The organism is Pseudoalteromonas sp. 23_GOM-1509m, from assembly GCF_000518425.1.
GTDB classification, from domain to species: domain Bacteria; phylum Pseudomonadota; class Gammaproteobacteria; order Enterobacterales; family Alteromonadaceae; genus Pseudoalteromonas; species Pseudoalteromonas tetraodonis.
In genome coordinates this window covers 26,876-52,059 of record NZ_JADO01000011.1, presented here as the reverse complement: position 1 = coordinate 52,059, position 25,184 = coordinate 26,876, and the positions used below count along the sequence as shown (strand labels likewise).

The window sequence follows — 25,184 nt, the reverse complement described above, 5'->3', positions numbered from 1 at the left end:
TCCGCGATAATGTTCAAACGAGTTTAACAACACATCTTGTATATACAAGGTAATTATGCCATCTTATTAAGTATTGTTTATTTTTAATACACCAAAAGCGTTTATGCCAACACCTAAATTTACACAAATAAAACAGTTTATTGTGGACAAAATACGCAGTGGGCTTTGGCTTGAAAACCAACGCGTGCCCTCAGAAAATGAACTGGCAAAGCAGTTTGCGGTAAGCAGAATGACCGCACGTCGAGCGTTAAGTGAGCTAACTGATACAGGCATTTTAACCCGTAGCCAAGGGCTAGGTACTTTTGTCGCAAGCTTTAAGTCGCAGTCATCACTACTGGAAATAAAAAACATTGCACATGAAGTCAAAGAGCGAAACGGAAACTACAGCTGCACAGTACAGGTGTTGGAATCAATCAATGCCGTGGCGCCAATTGCTATTGCTTTAGGTGTTGAGGTAGATAGTGTGGTGTATAGAAGTGTCATTATTCATAACGAAAATGACAGCCCCTTGCAAGTTGAAGAACGCTTTGTAAACCCGTTACTTGCCAAGGATTATTTACAACAAAATTTTACCGCTCTCACCCCACACGAATACCTATCAACGGTTGCCCCTTTAACACAAGCAAGGCACACCGTAGAGGCTATTACACCAAGCAGTGAAATGTGCCAATGGCTTAACTTATATAACGAAGAGCCATGCTTACAAGTAATACGCCGCACTTGGTCGGTTAACGGGATTGTTAGCTTTGCACGACTTATATCGCCGGGCAGTAAGTATCGCTTGGGCGGGCAATTAACATTTAAAAATAATAATAAAGCGCATAACGCTTAATACTATTTAACAGGAGTGAACAATGAATCATCGACTGGACACACAACGCGAAATACGCGCGCAACATGGCAATCAAATAACCACCAAAAGCTGGCAAACCGAAGCGGCAAAACGCATGCTAATGAATAATTTAGACCCTGATGTTGCAGAGCATCCTCAAGCTCTGGTGGTTTATGGTGGGATTGGCCGTGCTGCCCGTGATTGGCCAAGCTATGACAAAATAATTGCTACACTGGAACGCCTTGAAAATGACGAAACCTTATTAGTGCAATCAGGCAAACCTGTGGGTGTATTTAAAACTCATAGCAATGCACCACGGGTATTAATTGCCAATTCAAACCTAGTACCGCACTGGGCAAATTGGGAGCACTTTAATGAGCTAGATAAAAAAGGCTTAATGATGTATGGCCAAATGACCGCTGGGTCTTGGATTTACATTGGCTCTCAAGGCATAGTGCAAGGCACTTACGAAACGTTTGTGGCTATGGCAAAACAGCATTTTGCTGGTAATGCTAAAGGTAAGTGGGTATTAACGGGTGGTCTTGGAGGTATGGGGGGCGCACAACCATTAGCGGCTACTATGGCAGGCTTTAGTGCCTTGGTGGTGGAATGTGATGAAAGCCGTATCGATTTTCGGATAAAAACAGGATATGTCGATGTAAAAGCCACAGATCTTGAGCATGCACTAAAATTAATAACAGATGCTTGCATAAAAGGAGAAGCGCTTTCTGTGGGGTTACTAGGTAACGCCGCCGATGTGTTTAGTACCTTGGTAAAGAGTGGTATTACTCCCGATATAGTTACCGATCAAACCTCAGCTCATGATCCACTTAACGGTTACCTGCCACAAGATTGGAGTATGGAATACGCAGCTAAAATGCGAATCGATAACCCACAAGCAGTTGTAAAAGCGGCTAAACAGTCAATGGCAGTCCAAGTAAAGGCGATGCTGGCACTACAAAAAGCGGGCGCAGCAACAACCGACTATGGCAATAATATTCGTCAAATGGCGCTCGAAGAAGGCGTGAGTAATGCATTTGATTTCCCTGGGTTTGTGCCTGCGTATATTCGTCCATTATTTTGTGAAGGTATTGGTCCATTTAGGTGGGTAGCGCTATCTGGCGATCCTGAAGATATTTATAAAACCGATGCAAAAGTAAAAGAGCTCATTCCAGATGATAAACACCTGCATAATTGGCTTGATATGGCGCGTGAGCGAATTCAATTTCAAGGCTTGCCTGCACGTATTTGTTGGGTCGGTTTAAAAGATAGAGCGCGCCTTGCTGTTGCCTTTAACGATATGGTTAAAAGCGGTGAGCTTAAAGCGCCGGTAGTTATTGGACGGGATCATCTCGACTCAGGCTCAGTTGCCAGCCCTAACCGTGAAACTGAAAGTATGAAAGATGGCTCCGACGCGGTCTCCGATTGGCCACTATTAAATGCCCTGCTTAATACCGCAGGCGGTGCTACTTGGGTATCACTTCACCATGGCGGTGGTGTAGGCATGGGGTTTAGCCAGCACTCAGGCGTAGTGATTGTTGCCGATGGTACTGATGAAGCAGAGCAGCGTCTTGCTCGAGTATTATGGAACGATCCCGCCACCGGTGTAATGCGCCATGCTGATGCGGGTTATGAAATTGCAAAAAACTGTGCGCAACAGCAGCAGCTAGACCTACCAATGCTTAATGAGGACAAGTCATGATTTCATATACACTCAAACCGGGTCAGCTTGACTTAAACACGCTAAGAAAAATTAACAAATCAGCCATACACTTAACTCTGGCCAATGATGCACAGGCGCAAATAGCTGCCAGTGCTCAAACAGTCCAAAACGTGATAAACGAACATCGCACTGTATATGGTATTAATACTGGCTTTGGGTTATTGGCCAATACTAAAATCGCTGACGATGAACTCGAACTATTACAACGCAGTATTGTGCTTTCACACGCCGCAGGTATTGGTGAGTTAATGGATGACAGCACCGTTAGATTGATGATCACACTAAAAATAAACTCTTTATCGCGCGGTTATTCTGGTATTCGCTTAGCTGTGCTTGAGTTTTTTATGCAGCTGCTTAAAAGTGAAGTTTACCCTTGCGTGCCTAAAAAGGGCTCAGTGGGTGCATCGGGCGATTTAGCACCGCTTGCGCATATGTGTTTGCCTTTATTAGGTGAGGGTAAAATGCGTTATCAAGGTGAGCTGATAAGCGCTACACAAGGGCTAAAAATTGCAGGTCTTGAGCCACTAACATTAGCTGCAAAAGAAGGGTTAGCCTTATTGAATGGCACCCAAGCATCCACTGCATTTGCACTACAAGGCTTATTTAGAGCCGAAGACTTGTACGCACAAAGCTGTGTTATTGGCTCTATCAGTATAGAAGCGGCCATGGGCAGTCGCGCGCCATTTGATGCGCGTATTCATGACATTCGTGGTCAGCAAGGGCAAATAGATACGGCTCACGTATTTAGAGAATTACTCGATACCCACTCACAAATTAGTGACTCACATATTAATTGTGAAAAAGTACAAGACCCATATTGCCTGCGCTGCCAGCCGCAAGTTCTTGGTGCATGTTTAACCCAAATACGTCAAGCCGCCGAAGTACTACTGTGTGAATCAAACGGAGTAACCGATAACCCTCTCGTATTTGCCGATGTAGGGGATATTATTTCAGGCGGAAACTTTCATGCTGAGCCCGTCGCTATGGCCGCTGATAACCTGGCGATTGCTATTGCTGAAATTGGCGCCTTAGCTGAGCGACGTATTGCTCTATTGATTGACTCTAACTTATCAAAATTACCGCCATTTTTAGTAAAAAACGGTGGGGTAAATTCAGGATTTATGATTGCTCAAGTCACCGCTGCTGCACTGGCCTCTGAAAACAAATCCTTAGCACACCCTGCTTCGGTAGATAGCTTACCGACTTCAGCAAATCAGGAAGACCATGTTTCTATGGCAACGTTTGCAGCACGACGACTAGTTGATATGGCTAATAATACGCAAGGCGTACTGGCCATAGAATGGCTCAGTGCTGCCCAAGGGCTTGAGTTTAGAGCACCACTACGCGCGTGTGATAAAGTAGAAAGTGCCAAAGCACTGCTACGCCAACATGTTAGCTATTACGACAAAGACCGGTATTTTGCTCCCGATATTGAAGCGGCCAACACGCTACTAAGTGAAGGTAAGTTGTGTGACTTCATAAGCCACTCCCCCTTACCTTCTTATTAAATACCATACTGATAACTAAAACCCAGTGCTTCTATCGCTGAGCCAATAACTTTGCGCTCAGCGACCTCATTACTACTAAAGCTCGGCATTTGTGTGCCATACAGCTCACACTTTTGTGCATAATAATCTGCTTTGGTCGGGTGCGCTGGGTTCACCACGTTATAAATGCTCTGTCCTTGCGACCAGTTATTAAGGACCGCATAAATAGCATTGATCACATCTTGTTGATGCACCATATTCACCACTTGCTGACTAGAGGTATTGAGTTCTTTACCCGCCACAAAACGACCAGGCTCTCTATTTGGCCCCAACAATCCGGCTAAGCGAAGCACTTTACCTTGCTGTTCAAGCACTTGCTCTTCAGCGTCATACAGCTTTATTTGTCGCTCGTTAGTGCCTGATATATCGCTGCTTTCACTATAAACGCCAGGTTCTTGATCATACACCCCAGTCGATGAGCACAATAAAAAGCCTTTGCAATTAAGCTCAGTTGCCAGCTTTAACGCCTGCTCAAGCACTTGCGAATAATCACTTTCGCTATCTCGACTGCGAGGCGGGATTGCACAGACCCAATACGCATTTTGCAAATCCACTTGGTGCTGCAACTCACCGTTTTGTAAAACAAACTGACGTTCAAAATCAAATTGATGAGTGTCACTACGATGAGTCCCCTGCACTTGCCAACCTTGTTTTTGTGCATCAATACATAAGGCTTGGCCAAGCCAGCCAGCGCCAAGAACGACTAAATTATCTTTGTTGGTTTGCACTTTATTTACCCTTATTAAAACTCAATCAACGCGTTTTATAGCGATAAAAAATATAATTAACTTTATGCGACTAAAAATAATTTTAGCAAACGCTGGTTGCAGAAGATATTAACACACGCTTTTTTTGCAATTAGTAATCTCTTTAATGATACCGCAACCATTCATTACATACCTGCAGATAAAGCGTATGACTTAAGTGACTTATCGAGAGTAATATATAAAACGATTGCTCAATTTAAACTTTAAAAAACGATGGCTGCTAACAAGGCGTTTAAGGGTGAAATTTAAGCGCTTTGCTCTTGTTTTTAATTTATTCAGCACCATATCTTAAGGGTCTGTTTATCTGCAGTTTTAATCAAGTTTCGTTACATAACGCTATTTTTATGAGCGAGATCTCATTTTTCTGTTTTAAATGAAGATCTTTTTATTGAGGTAGTTTGATGTTTAGCAGAGTCTGGTATAGTAGCGCAGGTAATAAACAGTGCTTTTTAAGCAGCTTAATACAAAATTGCTAATTAATGTGTCCTAAAGGTTAATTTAAAGAATACATTAATTATCAATTGTAAAAAATGGGTTAGCCGATGCACGGCTAGCAAAAAAACACATTGTAACGGTTTTATCATGATATCTAATTTATTTACCAAGATTTTTGGTAGTCGCAATGACCGCACTATTAAAAACCTAAGAAAGACGGTCGCACTGATCAATGCACTTGAAACGCAGCTAGAAGCGCTTTCAGATGAAGATTTAAAAGCTAAAACAGCCGAGTTTAGAGAGCGTTACGATAACGGACAAAGCTTAGGCGATATTCTACCAGAAGCATTTGCAGTGGTGCGTGAAGCATCAAAGCGTGTAAACGGTATGCGTCATTTCGACGTGCAGTTATTAGGTGGTATGGTTTTACACCAAGGTCGTATCGCAGAAATGCGTACCGGTGAAGGTAAAACACTCACAGCGACACTGCCGGCTTATTTAAATGGTTTAACAGGTAAAGGTGTTCATGTCATTACCGTGAATGACTACTTGGCCAAACGTGATGCTGAAACCAATCGCCCATTATTTGAATTTTTAGGGTTAACCGTAGGCTGTAATGTTCCGGGCATGATGCCACAACAGAAAAAACAAGCTTATGCAGCTGACATCACTTATGGTACCAATAACGAATTTGGTTTTGATTACCTGCGTGACAACATGGCATTTAGTATTGATGAGCGCGTACAACGCCCATTATTTTATGCTGTAGTGGATGAAGTGGATTCAATCCTTATTGATGAAGCACGTACGCCACTGATTATTTCTGGTCCCGCTGAAGATAGCTCTGAGCTATACACTGAAATAAATACCATCGTTCCTCTACTTGAATTACAAGAAAAAGAAGACGAGGAAGGGATTGAAGGCGATGGCGATTTCACCATCGATGAAAAATCTAAGCAAGTTCATCTTACTGAGCGTGGGCAAATAAAAGTTGAAGAGCTACTTACCGAGCGCGGCTTAATTGAAGAAGGTGATTCACTGTACTCAGCAGCGAGCATCACGCTACTTAGTCACGTTTATGCAGCTCTTCGTGCGCACAAGCTTTACCAAAAAGATGTTGACTACGTTATTAAAGAAAACGAAGTTATCATTATTGATGAACACACGGGTCGTTCAATGGAAGGGCGTCGTTGGTCAGAAGGTTTACACCAAGCTGTAGAGGCAAAAGAAGGTGTGAAAATTCAAAACGAGAACCAAACATTAGCCTCTATTACGTTCCAAAATTACTTCCGCTTGTACGAAACGCTAGCAGGTATGACAGGCACAGCCGACACAGAAGCGTTTGAGTTTCAGTCTATCTACGGTTTAGACACTGTGGTTATGCCAACCAATAAACCAATGATCCGCGATGATCGCGCTGATTTAGTTTACTTAACGCAAGAAGAAAAGTACGAAGCGATTTTAGCAGACATTAAAGACTGTCAAGAACGTGGTCAGCCGGTACTTGTAGGTACTATCTCAATTGAAAGCTCTGAGTACTTATCGCAGTTTTTACGCAAAGAAAAAATTAAGCACAACGTACTTAATGCTAAATTCCACGCACAAGAAGCAGACATTGTTTCTGATGCGGGCTTACCAGGCACAGTCACCATTGCCACCAACATGGCCGGTCGTGGTACCGATATTGTACTTGGTGGTAATTGGAACAGCGAAGTTGAAAAACTTGAGAACCCAACTGACGAACAAATTGCTGAAATAAAAGCAGCATGGAAAATTCGCCATGATGCGGTAATTGATGCTGGCGGCTTACACATTATTGGTACTGAGCGTCATGAATCACGTCGTATTGATAACCAATTACGTGGTCGTTCTGGCCGTCAAGGTGATGCCGGTTCAAGCCGTTTCTACCTATCGATGGACGATGCGTTAATGCGTATTTTTGCTGGTGAGCGCATGACTAATATGATGCGTAAACTAGGTATGCAACGCGGCGAAGCGATTGAACATCCATGGGTTAACCGCGCAATCGAAAACGCTCAGCGTAAAGTAGAAGCACGTAACTTTGATGTGCGTAAACAGCTACTTGAGTACGATGATGTAGCAAACGATCAACGTCGTGTTGTTTACTCACAACGTAACGAATTGCTTGAAGAAGGTGATATTTCAGAAACGATTACTGCTATCCGTGGTGATGTGCTCGCTGGTGTGATTGATCAATACATTGCTCCACAAAGCTTGGCTGAAATGTGGGATATACCAGGACTCGAAGAACGCTTAAAACAAGACTTCTTAATTGAGTTACCAATTACTCAGTGGTTAGCTGATGACAATAAACTGTACGAAGAAAAACTGCGTGAGCGTATTGAAGAAGCGGTTGAACAAGCTTACAAGCAAAAAGAAGAAATGGTTGGCGATTCTGTACTACGTCAGTTTGAAAAAGCCATTATGCTTCAAAGTCTTGACCAGCATTGGAAAGACCATCTTGCTGCAATGGATCACTTACGTCAAGGTATTCACTTACGTGGTTATGCACAAAAGAATCCTAAGCAAGAATACAAACGTGAGTCGTTTGAATTGTTCTCTGAAATGCTAGAAAACTTAAAAGTCGATGTCGTCGGTATTTTAAGTAAAGTGCAAGTTCGCGCTGAAGAAGATGTTGAAAAAGTAGAAGAGCAACACCGTAAAAGTGAAAATGCCCCTCGCGAATATCAACATGAAGAAGCAGAGCACGTAGGTGGTGAAGCACCACAAAGCGCTCAGGTTATGGCGCGTAGCGAGCCAAAAGTGGGTCGTAACGATCCATGTCCATGTGGTTCAGGTCAAAAATACAAACAATGTTGTGGTAAATTAAAATAACACCACTTTGTTAAGTTAGATAAAAAGCGACGCTTGCGTCGCTTTTTTTATGCTATTTAAGGGAGAGATAATGACTAAAGTAATCATCAATGTTGCTGTGGGTGTAATTAAAAAAAACAACAATGTGTTTATTTGTAAACGTGCAGATGAACAGCACCAAGGCGGCTTATGGGAATTTCCAGGCGGAAAAATTGAAGCCGGAGAAAGTGTTTTTCAAGCACTGAAGCGCGAATTATTTGAAGAAGTAGGACTGACTATTCATAGCTCAAGCGAACTTGTCACTATAGAGCACGACTATGGCGATAAATGCGTACGACTTAATGTACACGTGGTCAGTAACTTTAATGGTCAAGCTCATGGCGCAGAAGGGCAACCAAGCGAATGGGTAAGCATAGACGAACTTGATAACTATGATTTTCCTGCGGCCAATGTCGAGATTATCAGCGCCATAAAAACGAAATATAGCTAGGGTCTGTTGACCTTTCAAGATTAAATTTGCAGCAGTCTGTTTGGTATTTAGGCAAGGCAGAGCCTATGTGGTGTGGTTATTCCCCATAAATAGGCGATAACGCAGCATCAATGCTAAACAGGCGCTGCCCTTCGGGTTCTGCCTAGGGGCAATTAACTCTTTGTTGCCTACATGGATGTAGGTAAGGGGCGTGAGCAGGACGCGGAAGCTTTGCTCGGTTTTTACTTAGCCCACTAGGTTACAAACCTCGCGCCGCGATTAAACCGCCCCTATTTTGAACAAATTTTAATCCGCAAAGGTCAACAGACCCTAGTTTTATCATCAGGTATAAAAGTAACTAAAAAGCCAGTGGGCATCATGCTCACTGGCTTTTTATTTTGCGATTAGTGGGGCTAACCGCTTAAGCTAATTTCAGATTAAATTACCAAATTTTTACGCGATCTTCAGGCTTGATATACATTTTATCGCCCTCTTTAACATCAAACGCTTGGTAAAATTCCGGCATGTTCGACAAAATACCAATCACGCGATAATGACTCGGTGAATGTGAATCGGTCATTAAACGATTGCGCAATGCTTCATCACGGTATTTACGACGCCAAATTTGCGACCAGCCCATAAAGAAGCGTTGGTCGCCCGTATAGCCTTCAATAATGGGCGCTTTAGAATCACCCAGCGATAATTGATACGCTTTATAAGCGACGGTTAAGCCGCCTAAATCACCAATGTTTTCACCCAGTGTCAGCTCACCATTAACGCTGGCATCTTCAAACGGTTTATATTGATTATACTGCGCAACTAAGGCAGCACTTCGCTGTTCAAACTGCTTAAGGTCTGACGCGCTCCACCAATTACGTAAATTGCCATCACCGTCGTATTTTGCACCTTGGTCATCAAAGCCATGGCCTAACTCATGGCCAATAACCGCACCAATAGCACCATAGTTAACCGCATCATCTGCTTCTAAATTAAAGAAAGGAGGCTGCAAAATCGCCGCAGGGAATACTATTTCGTTATTCACTGGGTTGTAGTAAGCATTCACTGTTTGTGGCGTCATATGCCACTCAGAGCGATCAACTGGCTTACCTAATTTAGCAATCATATCTGCATAAGCCCACTCACTGTAGCGAATATAGTTACCTACTAGTTCATCAGGATTAATTACTAAATCTGAATAATCTTTCCATTTATCTGGGTAACCAATTTTAGGCGTAAACTTATCCAGCTTTTCTTGCGCCGCAACTTTTGTTTCAGGGCTCATCCACTCAAGGTTTTCAATTGCCACTGAATAGCCTTTAATCACGTTATCAACTAATTCTTCCATGCGCGCTTTCGCTTCTGGCGGGAAGTTTTCTTTAACGTAGACTTTACCTAAAATTTCACCCAGTACACTGTTTGATGCATCAACGGCTTGCTTCCAAAGTGGCGCTTGCTCTTCAACACCGCGCAATGTGGTGCTGTAAAAATTAAATTTCAAATCCACTAAGTCTTTATTTAGCAACTGCGCGTAATTACTAACGAAATGGAATTTTAAGTAGTTTTGCCAAACCGATAAGTCTGTATTTTTGAAAATGTCTGCAAATTTTTCAAAGTAACTTGGTTGGCGCACAATCAACTCTTGGGCATCAACACCAACGGCTTCAAAGTAAGCACTTAAATCAAAATCTCCCATTAACGTGTTAGCTTCAGCTACTGACATTTTATTATATGATTTTGTTGCATCACGACTTTGTACCCGACTCCACTGTGCATCAGCAAGTGTCGTTTCAAGGGCAAGTATCGCTTTGGCTGCATCCGCGGCATTATTAACGCCAGCTTTAGCTAAAATATCGGTAATATAGGTTTGATATGCCGCGCGAATTTTTGTGAATTTTTCATCATCTTTTAAATAATAATCACGGTCAGGTAAACCAAGTCCCGCTTGATAAGCATAAAGCGCATTTTCACTTGAGTTTTTAGCATCATTATTTACATACCAGCCAAAAGGAAGATCTCCGCCTTTAACTTGTAGCTGTGCCATCAGTGTGACCAACGCGGCTTTATCTTTTACTGTATCAATGCTTTTAATAGCTGGCTCAAGTGGTAACATCCCTAACTCTTCACGAGCATTTTCAGCCATGTAGCTAGTATAAAATGCGCCGATCTTATATTCATCTGAACCTGGCTTTGCGCTGCTATTGGTACTGGCATTTTCTAGTACTGTTTTCATTGCTTTTTGCGATTCATCATATAACTGTGAGAACGACCCATAGTTTGACTTATCGCCAGGGATTTCAGTTTTTTCTAACCATTTACCGTTTACGTGGTAGTAAAAATCATCCTGTGCACGAACACTTTTATCGATATTTTGTAAATCAACACCTAAGGCACCAGGGGTTGCTACCGGTGCGGTTACTGTTGTTGCTTCTGCTTGCATTTCTTGTGGCTTTTCGCCGCAACCAACCAAACCTAACGCCAATGCAATACTGGCGGCAGTCATTGTTATTTTTTTCATAAGAATTCCGTATATTAATTAGAATAAATACGCATTTCATTAAGATTTGATAACTCAAAAAAACAACAATAGGATGCAGTCTATTATCTGCTTAATGAAATACGCATCAGCTACAACCTAATTTAGGAAGTACTAACTAGGCATCATAAACCTGATTTAAATAACAATAAAATCGAATATGTAACAAAGTATTTTAAAGCCAGCAAAACAAACCGAGCAAGGTGTTAAATGGTATTTAATTAAGGTTTATTTTTACCATGTAAAGCTAAGCGTTGAAGCTTTTCTTTTAATGACGGTGGAGCAGAATCGGCGATCGCATTTAAATAATCAGCCGTTTGTTCACTCATTTTAAGGGAGTTCGTTGGTTTGCCACCAGCCACTTTAGGTCGAGTGCTTAACCGTTGAGTTGCCTGTGGATTGGCAGTAATTTTTATTTGCCCAAGCTCGGCCATACCCGCGGCTCTAAAATGCGATTGCATGTCCATTTTTAAATAATTAAGCCTAAGGGCAATAGGTGCAGAAACGGCTTCTATCATTAAGGTGCCGTCACGGTAATTACTTACTCGGCACTTTTCACCTAACTTAGGGCCTAAGAAATCGCGCAACAATTGTTGCTGTGTATCCAGTGCTTGGCTTTTTCCCGCATAGGCTGCTAAGCGGTTGTTCAGCCCAGCCATAATATCGGTTAACGGTTTTGGCGCATATCTATCTTTAGCCATATCACACCTTAAAAACATCAAAAGAAGGCTTGCTTAAATTAAACTTAATTTAAGCAAGCAAAGTGGGTTTATACCAATTCACTGAAATAAATATTATTGCGGATGGGTATTAAGCACCTGCTACTTGCATTTGTTCAATCAGTACTGAACCAGTCTGAATCCCGCCGCGACGTTCTATATCGCCACCTATAGCGGAAATACCTTTGAACATATCTTTTAAATTACCAGCAATCGTAATTTCGCTTACTGGGTATTGTATTTCCCCATTTTCAACCCAAAAACCAGCCGCACCGCGAGAGTAGTCACCGGTTACAGTATTCACGCCCTGCCCCATCAATTCTGTAACTAATAAGCCCGTACCCATGGTTTTTAATAATGCAGTTAAATCTTGATGCGTTTGTTCTACTAACCAATTATGAATACCGCCAGCGTGCCCTGTTGGGGTCATATTCATTTTACGTGCCGCATAGCTTGCTAATAAATACGTTTGTAACTCGCCACCGTGAATTATTTCTCTGTCGAGAGTTTTAACCCCTTCGCTATCAAATGGCGATGATGCTAAACCTTTAAGTAAGTGCGGACGCTCTGAAATATTAACGGTTTTGCTAAATACCTGCGTGCCTAAGCTATCCAATAAAAAGCTGGATTTACGATACAGTGCGCCACCACCAATTGCTGATACTAAATGGCCAAACAATGAATTAGCAATATCGGCTCTAAAAATAACCGGCACTTTCATGGTGCCTAGTTTTTGGCTGTTTAGTTTTGCTAGGGTTTCTGCTGCAGCTTCAAGTCCAACACTTGCTGCATCTTTTAACCCTGCTTGATCGCGAGAAATCGTGTAGGCTGAGTCGCGCTGCATATGCTCGCCCTCTTTACCTATCACCATAGTGCTTATGCTGTGGCGAGTACGTGGAAAGCCGGCAATTAAACCATGGCTGTTACCATATACTCGCAACCCTTGATGCGATGAAAAGCTAGCGCCATCTGAATTCACAATTCGCTCATCGGCGTTTAATGCGGCTTGCTCTGCTGCATGACACAAATCAATCCCTTGCTCTGGGCTTACATCCCAAGGATGAAACAAGTCTAAATCTTTAGGGGCAAACTCAAGCAGTTCTTTATCAGCAATGCCATTACATGGATCGTCTGAAGTGAATTTAGCAATATCGATGGCTTTTTCGACCACAGCACGTAATGTTTTAGGATTTAAATCAGCCGTTGATGCCGAGCCTTTGTTATTGCCAACATACACGCTAATACCTAAACCACCGTCTTGATTAAACTCAATGGTTTCTACCTCCCCCATGCGCGTACTTACCGACAGCCCCGAAGTGCTAGACATAGCAGCTTCTGCAGCGGTAGCACCTAGTTTTTTAGCATGTTCAAGTACTTCTGATACAGCGTCTTTTACTTGAGAGATTTGCGAATAAATTGGATCTTGGTGTTGGCTTTTCATAAATTCTGTCCTGAGCCCTGAAGGCCATATTGCACACATTTTTTATATTTAAATGCTAACACACTCACTGCACCACATCAGCTAATATTAATCACTAAAAGAATCGCGTATAATAGATGAAGTTATTTTTATTTAAGAGCACCCCATGGCGAAGAAAAAAGGCAAGCCTGCTGAAATTGAAGAAGAAATTATATATGTATCAAAAAGTGAACTTAAGCGCGAAGCGCAAGAGTTTCATCAGTTAGGATCTGAAATTGCCAAAATGGGTAAAAAACAGCGTGAACGCCTGCCGCTCAATGATGACTTAAAAGAAGCAATGGTGGTTGCTGATAAAATAAGTAATAAAAGTGATGCCTACCGCCGACATTTAAATTACATCGCAAAAACCCTTCGTACGGTAGAAAATATTGAAGAAATTAAAGCGATCATTGATGTCATGCTTAATAAAAATAACCAAGCTGAGGTTATGATAAAAAAAATTGAGCAACTGCGCAGTGATTTAATTGAACAAGGCGATGACTTAATCAACGAAACAATTGAACAATATCCAGCTCTTGAGCGCCAAAAAATGCGCCAAATGGTGCGTAATGCTGCCAAAGAAGTAAAAGCTGAAAAACCAGCGAGAAGCTACAAAGAGTTATTTCAGTACTTAAAAGACGCCATAATGTAACGCAGCCGCGTTATATATTAAAAAGGTGCTGCGGCACCTTTTTTTGTTGTAGATCAAAACCTCCTCCCCTTTGCTTTTTTACAATACGCAGCAACTTAAAAGATAAGGTGCGCGTGATGATTAAACTTCCTCAATGGGATCAAACTTTAATAAACAAATACAATGTATCGGGCCCGCGTTATACGTCTTACCCGACCGCACTTTCGTTAGCTGATGGTTATCAGCAACAAGATTTGATTAGCGCTATTGAATCATCGCAAACCCGTTCGTTGTCTTTATATATTCATATTCCTTTTTGTAGTCAGCTTTGTTATTACTGTGGCTGTAATAAAGTCATTACTCGCCACCAATCTAAAGCCGATACCTACCTAGACTTTTTAGCTAAAGAAATTGCAGCACAAGCACCGCTGTTTCAAGATTATCGGGTTGAGCAATTACATTTGGGGGGCGGCACACCAACTTTTTTAACCGCAGCGCAAATGACGCGCTTAGTAAAGCTGCTAGAGCAACACTTTAACTTTAGCGATACCTGCGAGCGCGGTATCGAAATCGACCCTCGCTCACTGGCTGACAATATGCTGGTTGATTTAAGCGAGTTGGGGTTTAATCGTGTGTCATTTGGTATTCAAGATTTTAATGATCAGGTTCAGCTAGCTGTTAATCGCCCTCAGCATGTTGATGAGGTAAAGCAATTAATTACCCAAGCAAAACAGTTGGGCTTTAAATCAATTAATGCTGATATGATTTATGGCCTGCCACTACAAACACCTGAGAGCTTTACGCAAACGATTGAGCAACTTATTGCCTTAAACCCTGACCGCGTTTCAGTATTTAACTACGCTCATTTACCAGAACGTTTTGCCGCCCAACGTAAAATTAAAGACGCCGATTTACCCAGTGCGCATAATAAGCTCACCATGTTTAAAAATACCCTAGAGCAAATGACGCAGGCGGGCTATCAATTTATAGGTATGGATCACTTTGCAAAAGTTGATAATGAGCTAGCCATTGCACAAAATACGAATCAGCTGCATCGTAATTTTCAAGGCTACACCACTCATGGCGAGTGCGACTTATTGGGCTTAGGTGTCTCGTCTATTTCACAAATAGGCACAGCGATATTACAAAATAAAAAAGAGTTAAAACATTATTATCAAGCAGTTGATGAGCAAGCAGGCAGTGCCATTAATAAAGGCATGCATTTAACCCAAGATGATATTATTCGCGCCGATGCGATTAAGCAGCTTATTTGCCAGTTTGAGCTTGATATGAGCGTATTCGCTAACAGACATAAAATCAGCTTTAATGACTACTTTCAAGATGCTTTAGAGGCACTCGCACCATTAATTGCCGATGAAATGGTAACAATAGAAAACAACCTAATTAGCGTAACACCAAAAGGGAATTTATTTATTCGTATTATTTGTATGTGCTTTGATGCGCATTTACAAAAACAGATAAATGCCACTCGCTTCTCACGCGTTATATAATTTAAAACTAGCACGCATAAAAAAAGCAGACCAAGGTCTGCTTTTTTTATATATGCCGTAAAATCTAAGCGCTAGTTAAAAACCACGTTTTCGCTGCCTTGGGCTGCTTTAAACTCAACAATAATTTTTTTACAGTCAGCTTCAATTTCATCACTCAGTGATTCTTCTGCGCGCCAGCGCGCCGTGTCTTGCTTAAAAATTTCTTTTTTAGCGTACTTTTTGCGCGAATCATGGGTTGGCATTTCTTTTACCACGTCGTACATTTTATAAATACCCGGGTATGCACTCGTTAGGTCGCGCTCAGTATCAAAACTATATTGCGACATAAGCACCCAAATACGTAAGCACCCCTCAGAATAATCACATTGCTTTTCATTCATAGCACGTGCAATTAAATGAATACTATCGGCTAACTTCGCATTACGCTTTAAACGCGACTGTTTTAGCTTTTGCTGTTGCTCTGCCTGTTTTTTGCTAATTAGCTTTTTTTGCACATTTAGCTTGTAGAGTAACTGACCCGCATAAAATGCCAAGCCCGCTATAATAGCAGCACCTACAACTAAGGCTAAGATCACTGCTGTACTCATTGCGTGTCCTTATTACTTATCTTCGTCGTCATCTAGCCATTCATTCGCTAGATCGTTTGATAGGTATTGATCAAAGTCTGAATTACTGTCTTCATCGCTGAAGTCATCTTCAAACTCTTCTTCATCTTCAATGCCTAATAATTTACAAAGCACTTGGTGACGCGCTATACGGCTATTGAAGTATTTTGCATCTTTACCCGTTAGCATTTCACCTTGCTCATGACGCTCAACTAATTTAAGTAAGCGCTCATCATTTTCAAGGGCTTCTAACTCTTGTTCAGGCGTTAATTCTGGTTCAACGGCCTTTTTAAGCTCTGCTACAGGTTTAAGGTTACGTTTCATTTCGATTTTTGGTTCAGCAGCAGGTGCAACTAATGGCACTGCTTTTTTACTACCAACGCGTTTATCTTTAGCAGCCGAACCTGCTTTTTGAGTGTCATTACTCAATGCATCCGGTGCATTACGTGAACCAGGCTTAGCGCCCTTAGTTTTTTTAACACGTTGCTCTTTCAATGCGCGCATTTCTTTAAGCTTATCTTGACTTAAACGAACGGGACCATTTGATGGAATTTTACGTGACTTTTTCTTTCTACTCATATCTTGATCGTCTCACTTAAGAGGTTTTGAGCGAGGCGCAACTCAATGGGCATCGCGGTGCTGGCCTAGCCAGGAGAATTCAGTTTGGGCGTTTTGCGCGCCAAAGCACAGTTAAGGTGCTTTTTTTAAACGGGGGGTATTGTAACAGGACAAATAAAAAGGCGGTAGAGAAAACATCTCTACCGCCTACTAATCTGAGCGCCATTATATGGACACTTCTCCCTTCGACTTTTTAGTCTTTATTGTTTTTATTATTATTTTCTATCCGTATTTTTATTATTTATCTTCCGTGTAGCATTCCATTTTGTTTTTATTATTAAACTTCCATGAGTATTTTATTATTTTCGGTCTTCCTAACACTTTTTTGATATTTCCTTTGGTAGCACACTCTATGTGCTATTCAGTCGTGCCGCGCTACTATCCTTATAACGTTTTCCTATTTGTTATTGTTTTTGCGACAGGGGTTAATTTACTCGTTAATAATTTTGTTACAACTAATTTATATCTTTTTTCTTGTACTACATATGACAAAAAACACTAAAAAATATAAATAACAATAAGTTACATTAAAAAATAAAAATAAAATGAGATTTTTCTTACACCAAAGTATGGTCAATGTCTTACAAGAGAAGGAGCTTTATCGGTCACGGCAGGCACAAAAAAAGCAGCTAAAGCTGCCTTTTTCACTAATTAACATTATATTATGTTAACAACATCTAAATAAATACGACTTTAGTGTAGACCACCAAGGTATTTAGAGAGTGTTTCAATGTCTTTATCTGTTAGTTTCTTTGCAATGTCCTGCATAACACCATTTAGGTCGTTATTACGAACACCATCTCTGAACTGTTCAAGTTGTGACTTGATGTATTCTGGATGTTGGAAAGAAATCTTTGGGAATTTAGCAAGTGAAGAGCCATTACCACGTGGACCATGACAAGCCGCACATGATGGGATACCGCGCTCAGCATCACCTGCTTTATATAACATTGCGCCTGTTTCTTGAACATCTTTCGGTGTAGCACCTTCAGACATGTTCAAAGAAGCAAAGTAAGCAGCCAAGTCTTTCATATCTTGATCACTTAATGGCATTGCCATACCGCTCATTACTGGATTCATCCGACCTTCTTTACCGCCCGAAGTCATACCTAATTTAAATTCAGTAAGTTGCTTGTATATGTAATCTGCGTGTTGGCCTGCAATTTTTGGGTAGATGTTAACCGGCGCATTACCGTCTGGGCCGTGACAAGCCGCACACGTTGCTGATTTTTCTTTACCTGCGTTTACATCGCCATCAAATGCTGTTGCGTTGCTTGCTGACAACGCACCAAGCAATATAGTTAAAGATAGTGCTATTTTTTTCATGGTGAATTCTCTGTTTCCGACCCTGTATCATCTACAATATGGATGTTGTGATTTTTATATTCTACACGATATTAAATTCTCTGGCACGTTTTCTACACACATTAAACCTATAAATTATAGGGTTTTGAGTAAAATTAAACGCTAAGCCAGTTAAAATGTACTGTCAGCAATGATCTTACATGCTCAAATACACTTTTTAATAGCTACTTTATAGTATAAAATACGCGCCACGGGTGAATTTGGTTTACCCAATGTTATTTTTTTAAGTTTTAGGAGAGCCTGTGCTCAAATCTCGTATCAAGTATAACACTGCGTCTTTTGTTACAAGCGCGCCAGACATCACTAAATTACCTGCTGATACGGGAATTGAAGTCGCGTTTGCCGGTCGCTCTAATGCAGGTAAATCAAGTGCGCTAAATGCCCTAACCGATCAAAAGTTAGCACGAACCAGTAAAACACCCGGCCGTACTCAGCTGATCAACACCTTTGAACTTGCCGATGTAGATAATATGCGCCTAATTGACCTACCTGGCTATGGGTTTGCAAAAGTGCCGATTGAAATGAAAAAGAAATGGCAAAAATCGCTAGGCGAATACCTGCAAAAACGTCAAAGTTTAAAAGGTATTGTGGTATTAATGGATATTCGTCATCCATTAAAAGATTTAGACCGCGACTTAATTAATTGGGCTGTAGGCAGTGAAATTCCGGTATTGGCACTATTAACTAAAGCCGATAAGCTAAAGCAAGGTCCGCGTAAATCACAAGTTCTTAGCGTACGTCGTGAGTTAAGTGAATTAGATGGCGATATTACGGTTCATGCATTTTCATCACTTAAAGGCACCGGCTTACCAGAAGTCGCTAAAAAGCTAGATGAGTGGTATTTAGGCCCAATCGTGGCCGTTCCACCTGCTGATTTAGTAGCGCCAGATAGCGAATAATTACTGTAAGTAAAATTTCTGCTGTGCGGAGGTAATAAAATAGCCGAGCTCATCTGTTTCGGCTATTTCAGCCCACTGATAAAACACATTTCGCGCAACTCGCGCAAAGCAGCCGTAGGGTAACTGCATATAAGGCACAGCCGCGCCTTTGTAGTCATTGATATAAAGTGACTCAGAACGACTTAATAACCATGTACGGTTTAAGTTATCAATACAACAAATAACACTTCCCTCTGATGTCTTTTCACTATGCCAATTTACAATAATAAAAGGCGCATCCTTCACCTCAATCGCGATTTTTTCTACGGGTGTTTTTAAGTAAAACTGCCCATCTTCGTTGCATAATACACTGGCAAAAAGTTTCACCATTGATTGACGGGTAATTTCACTACCTGCGTAAAACCATTTACCTTGCTCATCAATCAATAATGGTAACTGCCCGCAGTGAGCGGGCTGCCATTGTTCAAAAGGTTTGCTTGGCTCGCTGAGTTGCTTGCTAAGCTCGTTAAGTGAAATCACTGTTTTTTAAATGTCAGTGCAAAAGTAACTGGCACGGCAGTAGCAATTGAAGGTAATCCGGCTAATTTTTGTAACTGCATTACCCCTTCGGTGATCTTAAAGTCATCACTGTTGATAATGATAGGAGTGAATGATGCCACACTTAAATCTCCATTGGCCGCACTGCTTACGAGTACATCAACAGCAAGTGGCTTTTTATGACCATGAAAGTCTAGCTCAGCGCTAATACCTTTTAATACGTACTGCCCTGGTTGCTTAATAAGTGACAACTTATCAGATAAGTCAGCGGTTAATACTGCGTTTGCAAACGTGTCAGACTCAAACAATATCTTACTTAAACGTTCGTTACGGATAGGGATAAAGGTTTCGGCTGAGGTTAAATCAACGTTTACGCTAAATTGACCCTGATCGCTCAGCTGCCCAGCTAACTGAGTAAAGTGACTTGCTTCAGCAATGCTATTTTTTTTAATTGATACAAAACTTAATTGGCTTTTATCGTTCAATAGTTGCCAGTTTGCCGATGCAGCACCTGAAACTAGTAAACATGATAAAGATAAACCTGCGATAGCTAACGTTTTAAACATAATGCACTCCTAAAATAAAAAGACTTATACCGGTAAAAATAATACTTTGATCAGCCCAGCTGAAAATCATTAGTTACTGTGTGGTAAATCGAAAATGCTAAGTAGACTGATGGTATCACTTGAAACGCTAAGTGCAATTAGAGAATAAATTTAACGCTTGGATGCAAGGCAATAAAAAAACGGCCCATCAAATATATGATAGGCCGATATAGCAAACTGGGGAGAAGCTATTAATACGTTGCATCTTACGATGCATCATCAACAGGATGTCCTACAGGATGAGGACGGGCGGCACTTTACCAAAAGCAAGTGTAAAAATACAAGCATATTATTGATAATCGTAGCGAATTGACGAACCTCTAACGATTTAATACAAACTGCTGTTTAATTTAACTTTTTTTTAACCTGCAAGATAAAGAAAAAGCGCCTAGCGGCGCTTTATGATTCTCTTTTTGGACTCTGTATTTGGCCTATATTAAAACCAGTACAGTAGCGCTAAATTAGTGTGCTTGTTCCCAGTTATCACCTTCGTCAGCTTCAACAATAAGTGGTACATCTAACTGCGCCGCTTGTGACATCAGCTTACAAATCTGTTTGGTATATTGCTCAGTACATTCTGTTTTAATCTCAAATACCAATTCATCGTGTACCTGCATGAGCAGCTTAACTGTATTAGGTGCTTGCTGATTAACCCAAGTATGCACGCTTAACATCGCTTTTTTAATAATATCAGCCGCAGTGCCTTGCATCGGCGCATTAATTGCTGCGCGCTCAGCGCCTTTGCGACGAGCGCCATTGCGCGCATTTATTTCTGGTAAATGTAAGCGACGGCCAAAAATTGTTTCTACATAGCCATTTTCGGCCGCTTTCTCACGCGTTGTTTCCATGTATTCTAAAACACCTGGAAAACGCTCAAAATATTTATCAATATAATGCTGCGCTTCATGGCGTGGTACATCAAGTTGACGTGCTAAGCCAAATGCTGACATGCCATAAATTAAGCCAAAGTTTACCGCTTTAGCTTTACGGCGCATATCTGATGTTACCTCTTCAAGCTCAACCCCAAATACTTCAGCAGCCGTGGCACTGTGAACATCTAAGCCATTAGCAAATGCGCTTAGTAATCCCTTATCTTGCGAGAGATGCGCCATAATACGCAGTTCTATTTGGCTGTAATCGGCAGCCACAATTTTATACCCATCTGCGGCAATAAACGCTTCACGAATACGACGCCCTTCCTCTGAACGAATAGGAATATTTTGTAAATTAGGATCGCTTGAGCTTAATCGACCTGTTGCTGTTACCGCTTGGTGATAAGAAGTATGCACTCGCTGCGTGCGTTCATTGACTATCAAGGGTAACTTATCGGTGTAGGTTGATTTGAGCTTAGATAAACCACGATGCTCAATAATCACTTTAGGCAATGGGTAATCATGCGCTAACTCTTGTAGTACTTCTTCTGCTGTAGAGGGCGCGCCTTTAGGTGTTTTTTTGATAACGGGCAATTCGAGCTTTTCAAATAACAGCACCTGTAGTTGCTTTGGTGAGCTTAAGTTAAACGGTTCGCCCGCGATTTCAAAGGCTTCTTTTTCAAGCTCAAGTAATCGCTCACCTAAACGTTGGCTATGCGTGGCCAACATGTTGCTGTCGATAGCAACACCGGTGCGCTCAATATCAGAAATAACACTTACTAGTGGCATTTCTATATCTTCAAACACCGATTTTAGTTTTTCATCCGCTTCAAGTTTCGGCCATAACACTTGGTGCAAGCGCAAAGTAATATCGGCATCTTCAGCGGCATAAGGCGCTGCTTTTTCAAGTTCTATTTGATTAAATGTAAGCTGCTTTTTACCTTTACCAGCAATATCTTCAAAGCTAATATTTTTGTGGCCTAAGTATTTAAGCGCCAACGAGTCCATATCATGACGGGTGCCTACGCTATTAAATACATAAGACTCCAGCATAGTGTCGAACTTAATACCATTTAATTCGTAGCCTGCATTGGCAAGCACGCTTTTGTCGTATTTTAGATTTTGACCTACTTTAGCTTTATTTTCGTCTGCTAATATTGGCCCCAACTTTTGCATCACAAATTCAAGGCTTAACTGATCGGGCGCACCGGGGTAATCGTGTGCTATTGGTAAATAAGCAGCTTCCCCTGCTTTAACCGCAAAGCTCATACCGACCAATTGCGCTTTCATATACTCTAAACTGGTTGTTTCTGTATCAAAAGCAAATAGCTCAGCTTCATTAAGCTGTTCTATTAATGTCTCAAATTGGGCCTCAGTTAAAATAGTTTCATAGTGCGCATCTTCAACTTTTGGCAGCTCATTCTCTTGCGTTGGTACTGCTAAATGTGTGTCGGCATCTTTTGGGTTGTCTAGCAATTCAGCTAGCCAACGACGAAACTCACATTCACCGTATAAGGCAATTAATTCGTCTTTATTCGGTGTTTGTAATTTAAAAGTATCAAGATCAGATTCAACCTCAACATCACATTTAATAGTGGCAAGCTCATAGCTTAACGGTAAATGATCAATCGCTTTTGCCAGTTTCTCGCCTATTTTACCTTTTATATCAGAAGCATTATCAATTACGCCCTGAAGCGATCCGTACTTTTGTAACCATTTAACTGCTGTTTTAGGTCCACAACCCTCAACGCCAGGAATATTATCTACTTTGTCGCCCATTAAAGCTAAATAATCGATAATAAGTTCAGGTCCAACACCAAACTTTTCAACCACAGTTTCGGGATCTGAAATACTGTCGGTCATGGTATTAATCAAGGTTACATGCTCATTGACCAACTGCGCCATATCTTTATCACCAGTCGATACCAGCACATGACGTTGTTGCTCAGAGGCAATCCGTGCAAAAGTACCGATTACGTCATCGGCTTCCACGCCCTCAATACTAATTAACGGAAAACCCATTGCTTTGATAATACTGTGCAGCGGCGCTATTTGAGTACGCAGATCATCAGGCATTGGCGGACGGTTCGCTTTATACTCACTGTACATATCATTTCTGAAGGTTTTACCTTTGGCGTCAAATACCACCACCATATGTGAGGGATCATATTGTTTGATCAAACTTTTAAGCATGTTTACCACGCCATAAATGGCACCGGTGGCCTCACCCTTAGAGTTGGTTAGATGTGGTGGTGAATGATAAGCACGAAACAAATATGAAGAGCCATCAACTAAAATAAGCGGGTTTTCGGGGATCTGAGCCATGGTAAAATTGGATCCTAAATACAAAAAAGTAATATGAGTGTAAGCATGCCATAAGGCAGTAAATAAAACGACTGTGAATTAATGTGAGTAATCGCGCTACATTTTTAGTAAGTTGTGGATAACTATGTAGATAACACCCACAAGCAATTCATCCGAAGCATCTTGAAATGCCTAGATTAATTTGTAATTTATTGTTTTGTTTAAAAAAGATAATTCGAGGTTCTTTTTTATTATTTTTCTATTAATGTGGAAAAAGCATTTATACCGTCACTGGTTTTATAACCCACCTTAATTATTTACGTCCATTTAAATAACTGGATGAGCATTCTAGCATAATGGATCAAAGATCATAGCGATCCTTTATAATTTTTTTCATGGCTACTAATCACTAAATGGCATATAGCGCATAACAACGTGCTTTGCGCCTAAAAAACGAGCAAATAAATTTTTAAATCGGCTGATTCATCGTGTTAAACTTTATTTAAGAGACTTTAATGGAGCGAAATGATATGAAAAATATAGCTGTAATTTTAGCAGGTTGTGGTGTGTTTGATGGTAGTGAAATTAATGAGGTGGTACTGACTTTATTACACATTGAAAAAAATAATGCTCAGTATCAGTGCTTTGCACCTGATATAGAGCAGTACCACACCATTAATCACATCACTGGTGAAGAAATAGCACAGCCGCGAAATGTATTAGTTGAATCAGCTCGCATCACCCGTGGCAATATAAAGTCACTCGCTGAATTAGACGTTACACAATTTGATGCACTCATTGTCCCTGGAGGCTTCGGGGTAGCTAAAAATCTATCTGACTTTGCTATTAATGGCACTAACGCTAAAGTAAACGAGGCAGTACTTAGCGCTTGTAAAGCGTTTGCGGATGCAAAAAAAGCCACTGGTTACATGTGTATTGCACCGGCTCTATTGCCTTTTATTTATCATAAACCTCAGCTTACTATTGGTAATGATAGCGACACAGCCGAGGCTCTTAGCACATTAGGCGCTGAACACGTAGAGTGTAAAGTGGATGATATTGTTATTGATAAAAGCAATAAACTCGTTACGACACCGGCCTATATGTTGGCACAGTCTATTATGGATGCTGATGCAGGAATCGATAAGTTAGTGCGTAACGTATTAGCTATGAGTTAGTCGTAAGGGCTTTGATCGCATTAAAGGCGTGATGATCCCGTTTTATAATTTAACTATGCGCTAAACCATGTAATTTTATTGAGTTAAGACAATCATTAGTCGTATTTCTAAATAAAATCGACTCTGAGCATTTTATAAATGACTTAGTGGAGTTATAATTGGTTTAAATTCCGTCATTTAAAATCGTGATTGATCACGTTCAAATTGAAGTGGGCAAGGCAAAATGAAAAAACTATCAGCTGCAGCATTACTTGTGCTAGCAACCACCGCATACGCACAGCCATATGATAACTCTATGACTGAAGATGCAATTAAAAAACGTTTAGCGCCTATCGGTGCTGTTTACCTTGAAGGTGAAAAAGTAGCGGTTGCTGCACCAACAGGGCCTCGTTCAGGCGAGCAAGTATATCAAGCGGCCTGTTTTGCTTGTCATGGTACAGGTGCTTTAGGCGCTCCTAAATCAGCTGACGATTGGGCTCCTCGTATTGCTAAAGGAAAAGATACCTTATTAGATCATGCAATCAACGGCTTCAATGCAATGCCGCCACGTGGTACATGTATGGATTGTTCTGATGATGAAATAAGCGCAGCAATCGACTTTATGACTGCTAAATAAAATCAGTCAGGCTAAAACTATAAATGAAAGGCTTACTCACAGTAAGCCTTTTTTGTTTCTAATTATCGACTTTTCGCAGCATAATTAAGATAAATATCTACTTGACGCAAAATGTTAAAAGTGG

At 41.0% G+C, this 25,184-nt stretch carries 20 protein-coding genes; 10 read left to right on the top strand and 10 right to left on the bottom strand.

What is annotated here, in order from left to right; all coding sequences use genetic code 11:
• Positions 1 to 103: 103 nt before the first annotated feature.
• The 3 genes from hutC to hutH are packed head-to-tail and all read left to right on the top strand — an operon-like array spanning position 104 to position 4,063.
• Entirely contained in the window at positions 104 to 832 is a 729-nt protein-coding gene (hutC, locus tag N523_RS0104875) for a histidine utilization repressor (protein ID WP_028834481.1), read from the top strand.
• A gap of 22 nt (positions 833 to 854) precedes the next feature.
• Positions 855 to 2,534: a urocanate hydratase gene (gene hutU, locus N523_RS0104870; protein ID WP_028834480.1), complete on the top strand. Its 1,680-nt coding sequence runs from the start codon at positions 855 to 857 to the stop codon at positions 2,532 to 2,534.
• Positions 2,531 to 4,063 (top strand): histidine ammonia-lyase, encoded by a 1,533-nt coding sequence (gene hutH, locus N523_RS0104865; RefSeq protein WP_024602136.1) that lies wholly within the window; start codon positions 2,531 to 2,533, stop codon positions 4,061 to 4,063. The genes hutU and hutH overlap by 4 nt, the downstream gene beginning before the upstream one ends.
• On the opposite strand, the gene N523_RS0104860 is transcribed toward hutH, so the two are convergent.
• Complete coding sequence (locus N523_RS0104860) at positions 4,060 to 4,830, bottom strand: NADP-binding protein (protein ID WP_028834479.1); 771 nt, start codon at positions 4,828 to 4,830, stop codon at positions 4,060 to 4,062. The two genes, hutH and N523_RS0104860, sit on opposite strands and share 4 nt — an antisense overlap.
• A 621-nt stretch (positions 4,831 to 5,451) precedes the next feature.
• Between N523_RS0104860 and secA the strand changes: the two genes are divergently transcribed.
• Together secA and mutT are read left to right on the top strand one after the other, a co-directional pair.
• Complete coding sequence (gene secA, locus N523_RS0104855; protein ID WP_013463887.1) at positions 5,452 to 8,160, top strand: preprotein translocase subunit SecA; 2,709 nt, start codon at positions 5,452 to 5,454, stop codon at positions 8,158 to 8,160.
• 70 nt (positions 8,161 to 8,230) lie between these two features.
• Entirely contained in the window at positions 8,231 to 8,629 is a 399-nt protein-coding gene (gene mutT / locus N523_RS0104850; RefSeq protein ID WP_013463886.1) for an 8-oxo-dGTP diphosphatase MutT, read from the top strand.
• Between the two features lie 421 nt (positions 8,630 to 9,050).
• Here the strand turns inward: mutT and N523_RS0104845 are convergent, their stop codons facing one another.
• The 3 genes from N523_RS0104845 to pmbA form a co-directional block, all read right to left on the bottom strand.
• On the bottom strand, positions 9,051 to 11,123 hold the full coding sequence (locus N523_RS0104845; protein WP_028834478.1) for a M13 family metallopeptidase: 2,073 nt from the start codon (positions 11,121 to 11,123) through the stop codon (positions 9,051 to 9,053).
• Between the two features lie 239 nt (positions 11,124 to 11,362).
• Positions 11,363 to 11,842 carry a DUF721 domain-containing protein gene (locus N523_RS0104840; protein WP_028834477.1) on the bottom strand — a complete coding sequence of 160 codons (480 nt, stop codon included), beginning with the start codon at positions 11,840 to 11,842 and terminating at the stop codon, positions 11,363 to 11,365.
• Between the two features lie 109 nt (positions 11,843 to 11,951).
• Positions 11,952 to 13,301: a metalloprotease PmbA gene (gene pmbA, locus N523_RS0104835; RefSeq protein WP_013463883.1), complete on the bottom strand. Its 1,350-nt coding sequence runs from the start codon at positions 13,299 to 13,301 to the stop codon at positions 11,952 to 11,954.
• Between the two features lie 145 nt (positions 13,302 to 13,446).
• Here pmbA and yjgA point away from each other — a divergent pair, with 145 nt between their 5' ends.
• Together yjgA and hemN are read left to right on the top strand one after the other, a co-directional pair.
• Positions 13,447 to 13,971 carry a ribosome biogenesis factor YjgA gene (gene yjgA / locus N523_RS0104830; RefSeq protein WP_013463882.1) on the top strand — a complete coding sequence of 175 codons (525 nt, stop codon included), beginning with the start codon at positions 13,447 to 13,449 and terminating at the stop codon, positions 13,969 to 13,971.
• Positions 13,972 to 14,087: 116 nt separating this feature from the next.
• Positions 14,088 to 15,461 carry an oxygen-independent coproporphyrinogen III oxidase gene (gene hemN, locus N523_RS0104825; protein WP_028834476.1) on the top strand — a complete coding sequence of 458 codons (1,374 nt, stop codon included), beginning with the start codon at positions 14,088 to 14,090 and terminating at the stop codon, positions 15,459 to 15,461.
• Positions 15,462 to 15,532: 71 nt separating this feature from the next.
• Here hemN and N523_RS0104820 read toward each other — a convergent pair whose 3' ends face one another.
• The 3 genes from N523_RS0104820 to N523_RS0104805 all read right to left on the bottom strand — a co-directional run bounded on the left by N523_RS0104820 (position 15,533) and on the right by N523_RS0104805 (position 18,010).
• A complete protein-coding gene (locus N523_RS0104820; protein ID WP_024602131.1) occupies positions 15,533 to 16,048 on the bottom strand; it encodes a DUF2489 domain-containing protein in 516 nt (171 codons plus the stop codon).
• Positions 16,049 to 16,060: 12 nt separating this feature from the next.
• On the bottom strand, positions 16,061 to 16,645 hold the full coding sequence (gene yihI, locus N523_RS0104815) for a Der GTPase-activating protein YihI (RefSeq protein ID WP_013463879.1): 585 nt from the start codon (positions 16,643 to 16,645) through the stop codon (positions 16,061 to 16,063).
• A 732-nt stretch (positions 16,646 to 17,377) separates the two neighbouring features.
• Entirely contained in the window at positions 17,378 to 18,010 is a 633-nt protein-coding gene (locus tag N523_RS0104805) for a c-type cytochrome (RefSeq protein ID WP_013463877.1), read from the bottom strand.
• Between the two features lie 281 nt (positions 18,011 to 18,291).
• Between N523_RS0104805 and yihA the strand changes: the two genes are divergently transcribed.
• Positions 18,292 to 18,948, top strand: coding sequence for a ribosome biogenesis GTP-binding protein YihA/YsxC (yihA, locus tag N523_RS0104800; protein ID WP_013463876.1), 657 nt, complete (start codon positions 18,292 to 18,294; stop codon positions 18,946 to 18,948).
• Here yihA and N523_RS0104795 read toward each other — a convergent pair whose 3' ends face one another.
• The 3 genes from N523_RS0104795 to polA all read right to left on the bottom strand — a co-directional run bounded on the left by N523_RS0104795 (position 18,949) and on the right by polA (position 23,287).
• Positions 18,949 to 19,467, bottom strand: coding sequence for a DUF1285 domain-containing protein (locus tag N523_RS0104795; protein WP_013463875.1), 519 nt, complete (start codon positions 19,465 to 19,467; stop codon positions 18,949 to 18,951).
• Positions 19,464 to 20,051 carry a YceI family protein gene (locus N523_RS0104790; protein WP_013463874.1) on the bottom strand — a complete coding sequence of 196 codons (588 nt, stop codon included), beginning with the start codon at positions 20,049 to 20,051 and terminating at the stop codon, positions 19,464 to 19,466. The genes N523_RS0104795 and N523_RS0104790 overlap by 4 nt, the downstream gene beginning before the upstream one ends.
• A 500-nt stretch (positions 20,052 to 20,551) precedes the next feature.
• A complete protein-coding gene (gene polA, locus N523_RS0104785; RefSeq protein ID WP_028834475.1) occupies positions 20,552 to 23,287 on the bottom strand; it encodes a DNA polymerase I in 2,736 nt (911 codons plus the stop codon).
• Positions 23,288 to 23,796: 509 nt separating this feature from the next.
• Here polA and elbB point away from each other — a divergent pair.
• Both elbB and N523_RS0104775 read left to right on the top strand, forming a co-directional pair.
• Positions 23,797 to 24,444 carry an isoprenoid biosynthesis glyoxalase ElbB gene (gene elbB / locus N523_RS0104780; RefSeq protein ID WP_028834474.1) on the top strand — a complete coding sequence of 216 codons (648 nt, stop codon included), beginning with the start codon at positions 23,797 to 23,799 and terminating at the stop codon, positions 24,442 to 24,444.
• Between the two features lie 223 nt (positions 24,445 to 24,667).
• Positions 24,668 to 25,060: a c-type cytochrome gene (locus N523_RS0104775; RefSeq protein WP_016899314.1), complete on the top strand. Its 393-nt coding sequence runs from the start codon at positions 24,668 to 24,670 to the stop codon at positions 25,058 to 25,060.
• Positions 25,061 to 25,184 lie beyond the last annotated feature (124 nt).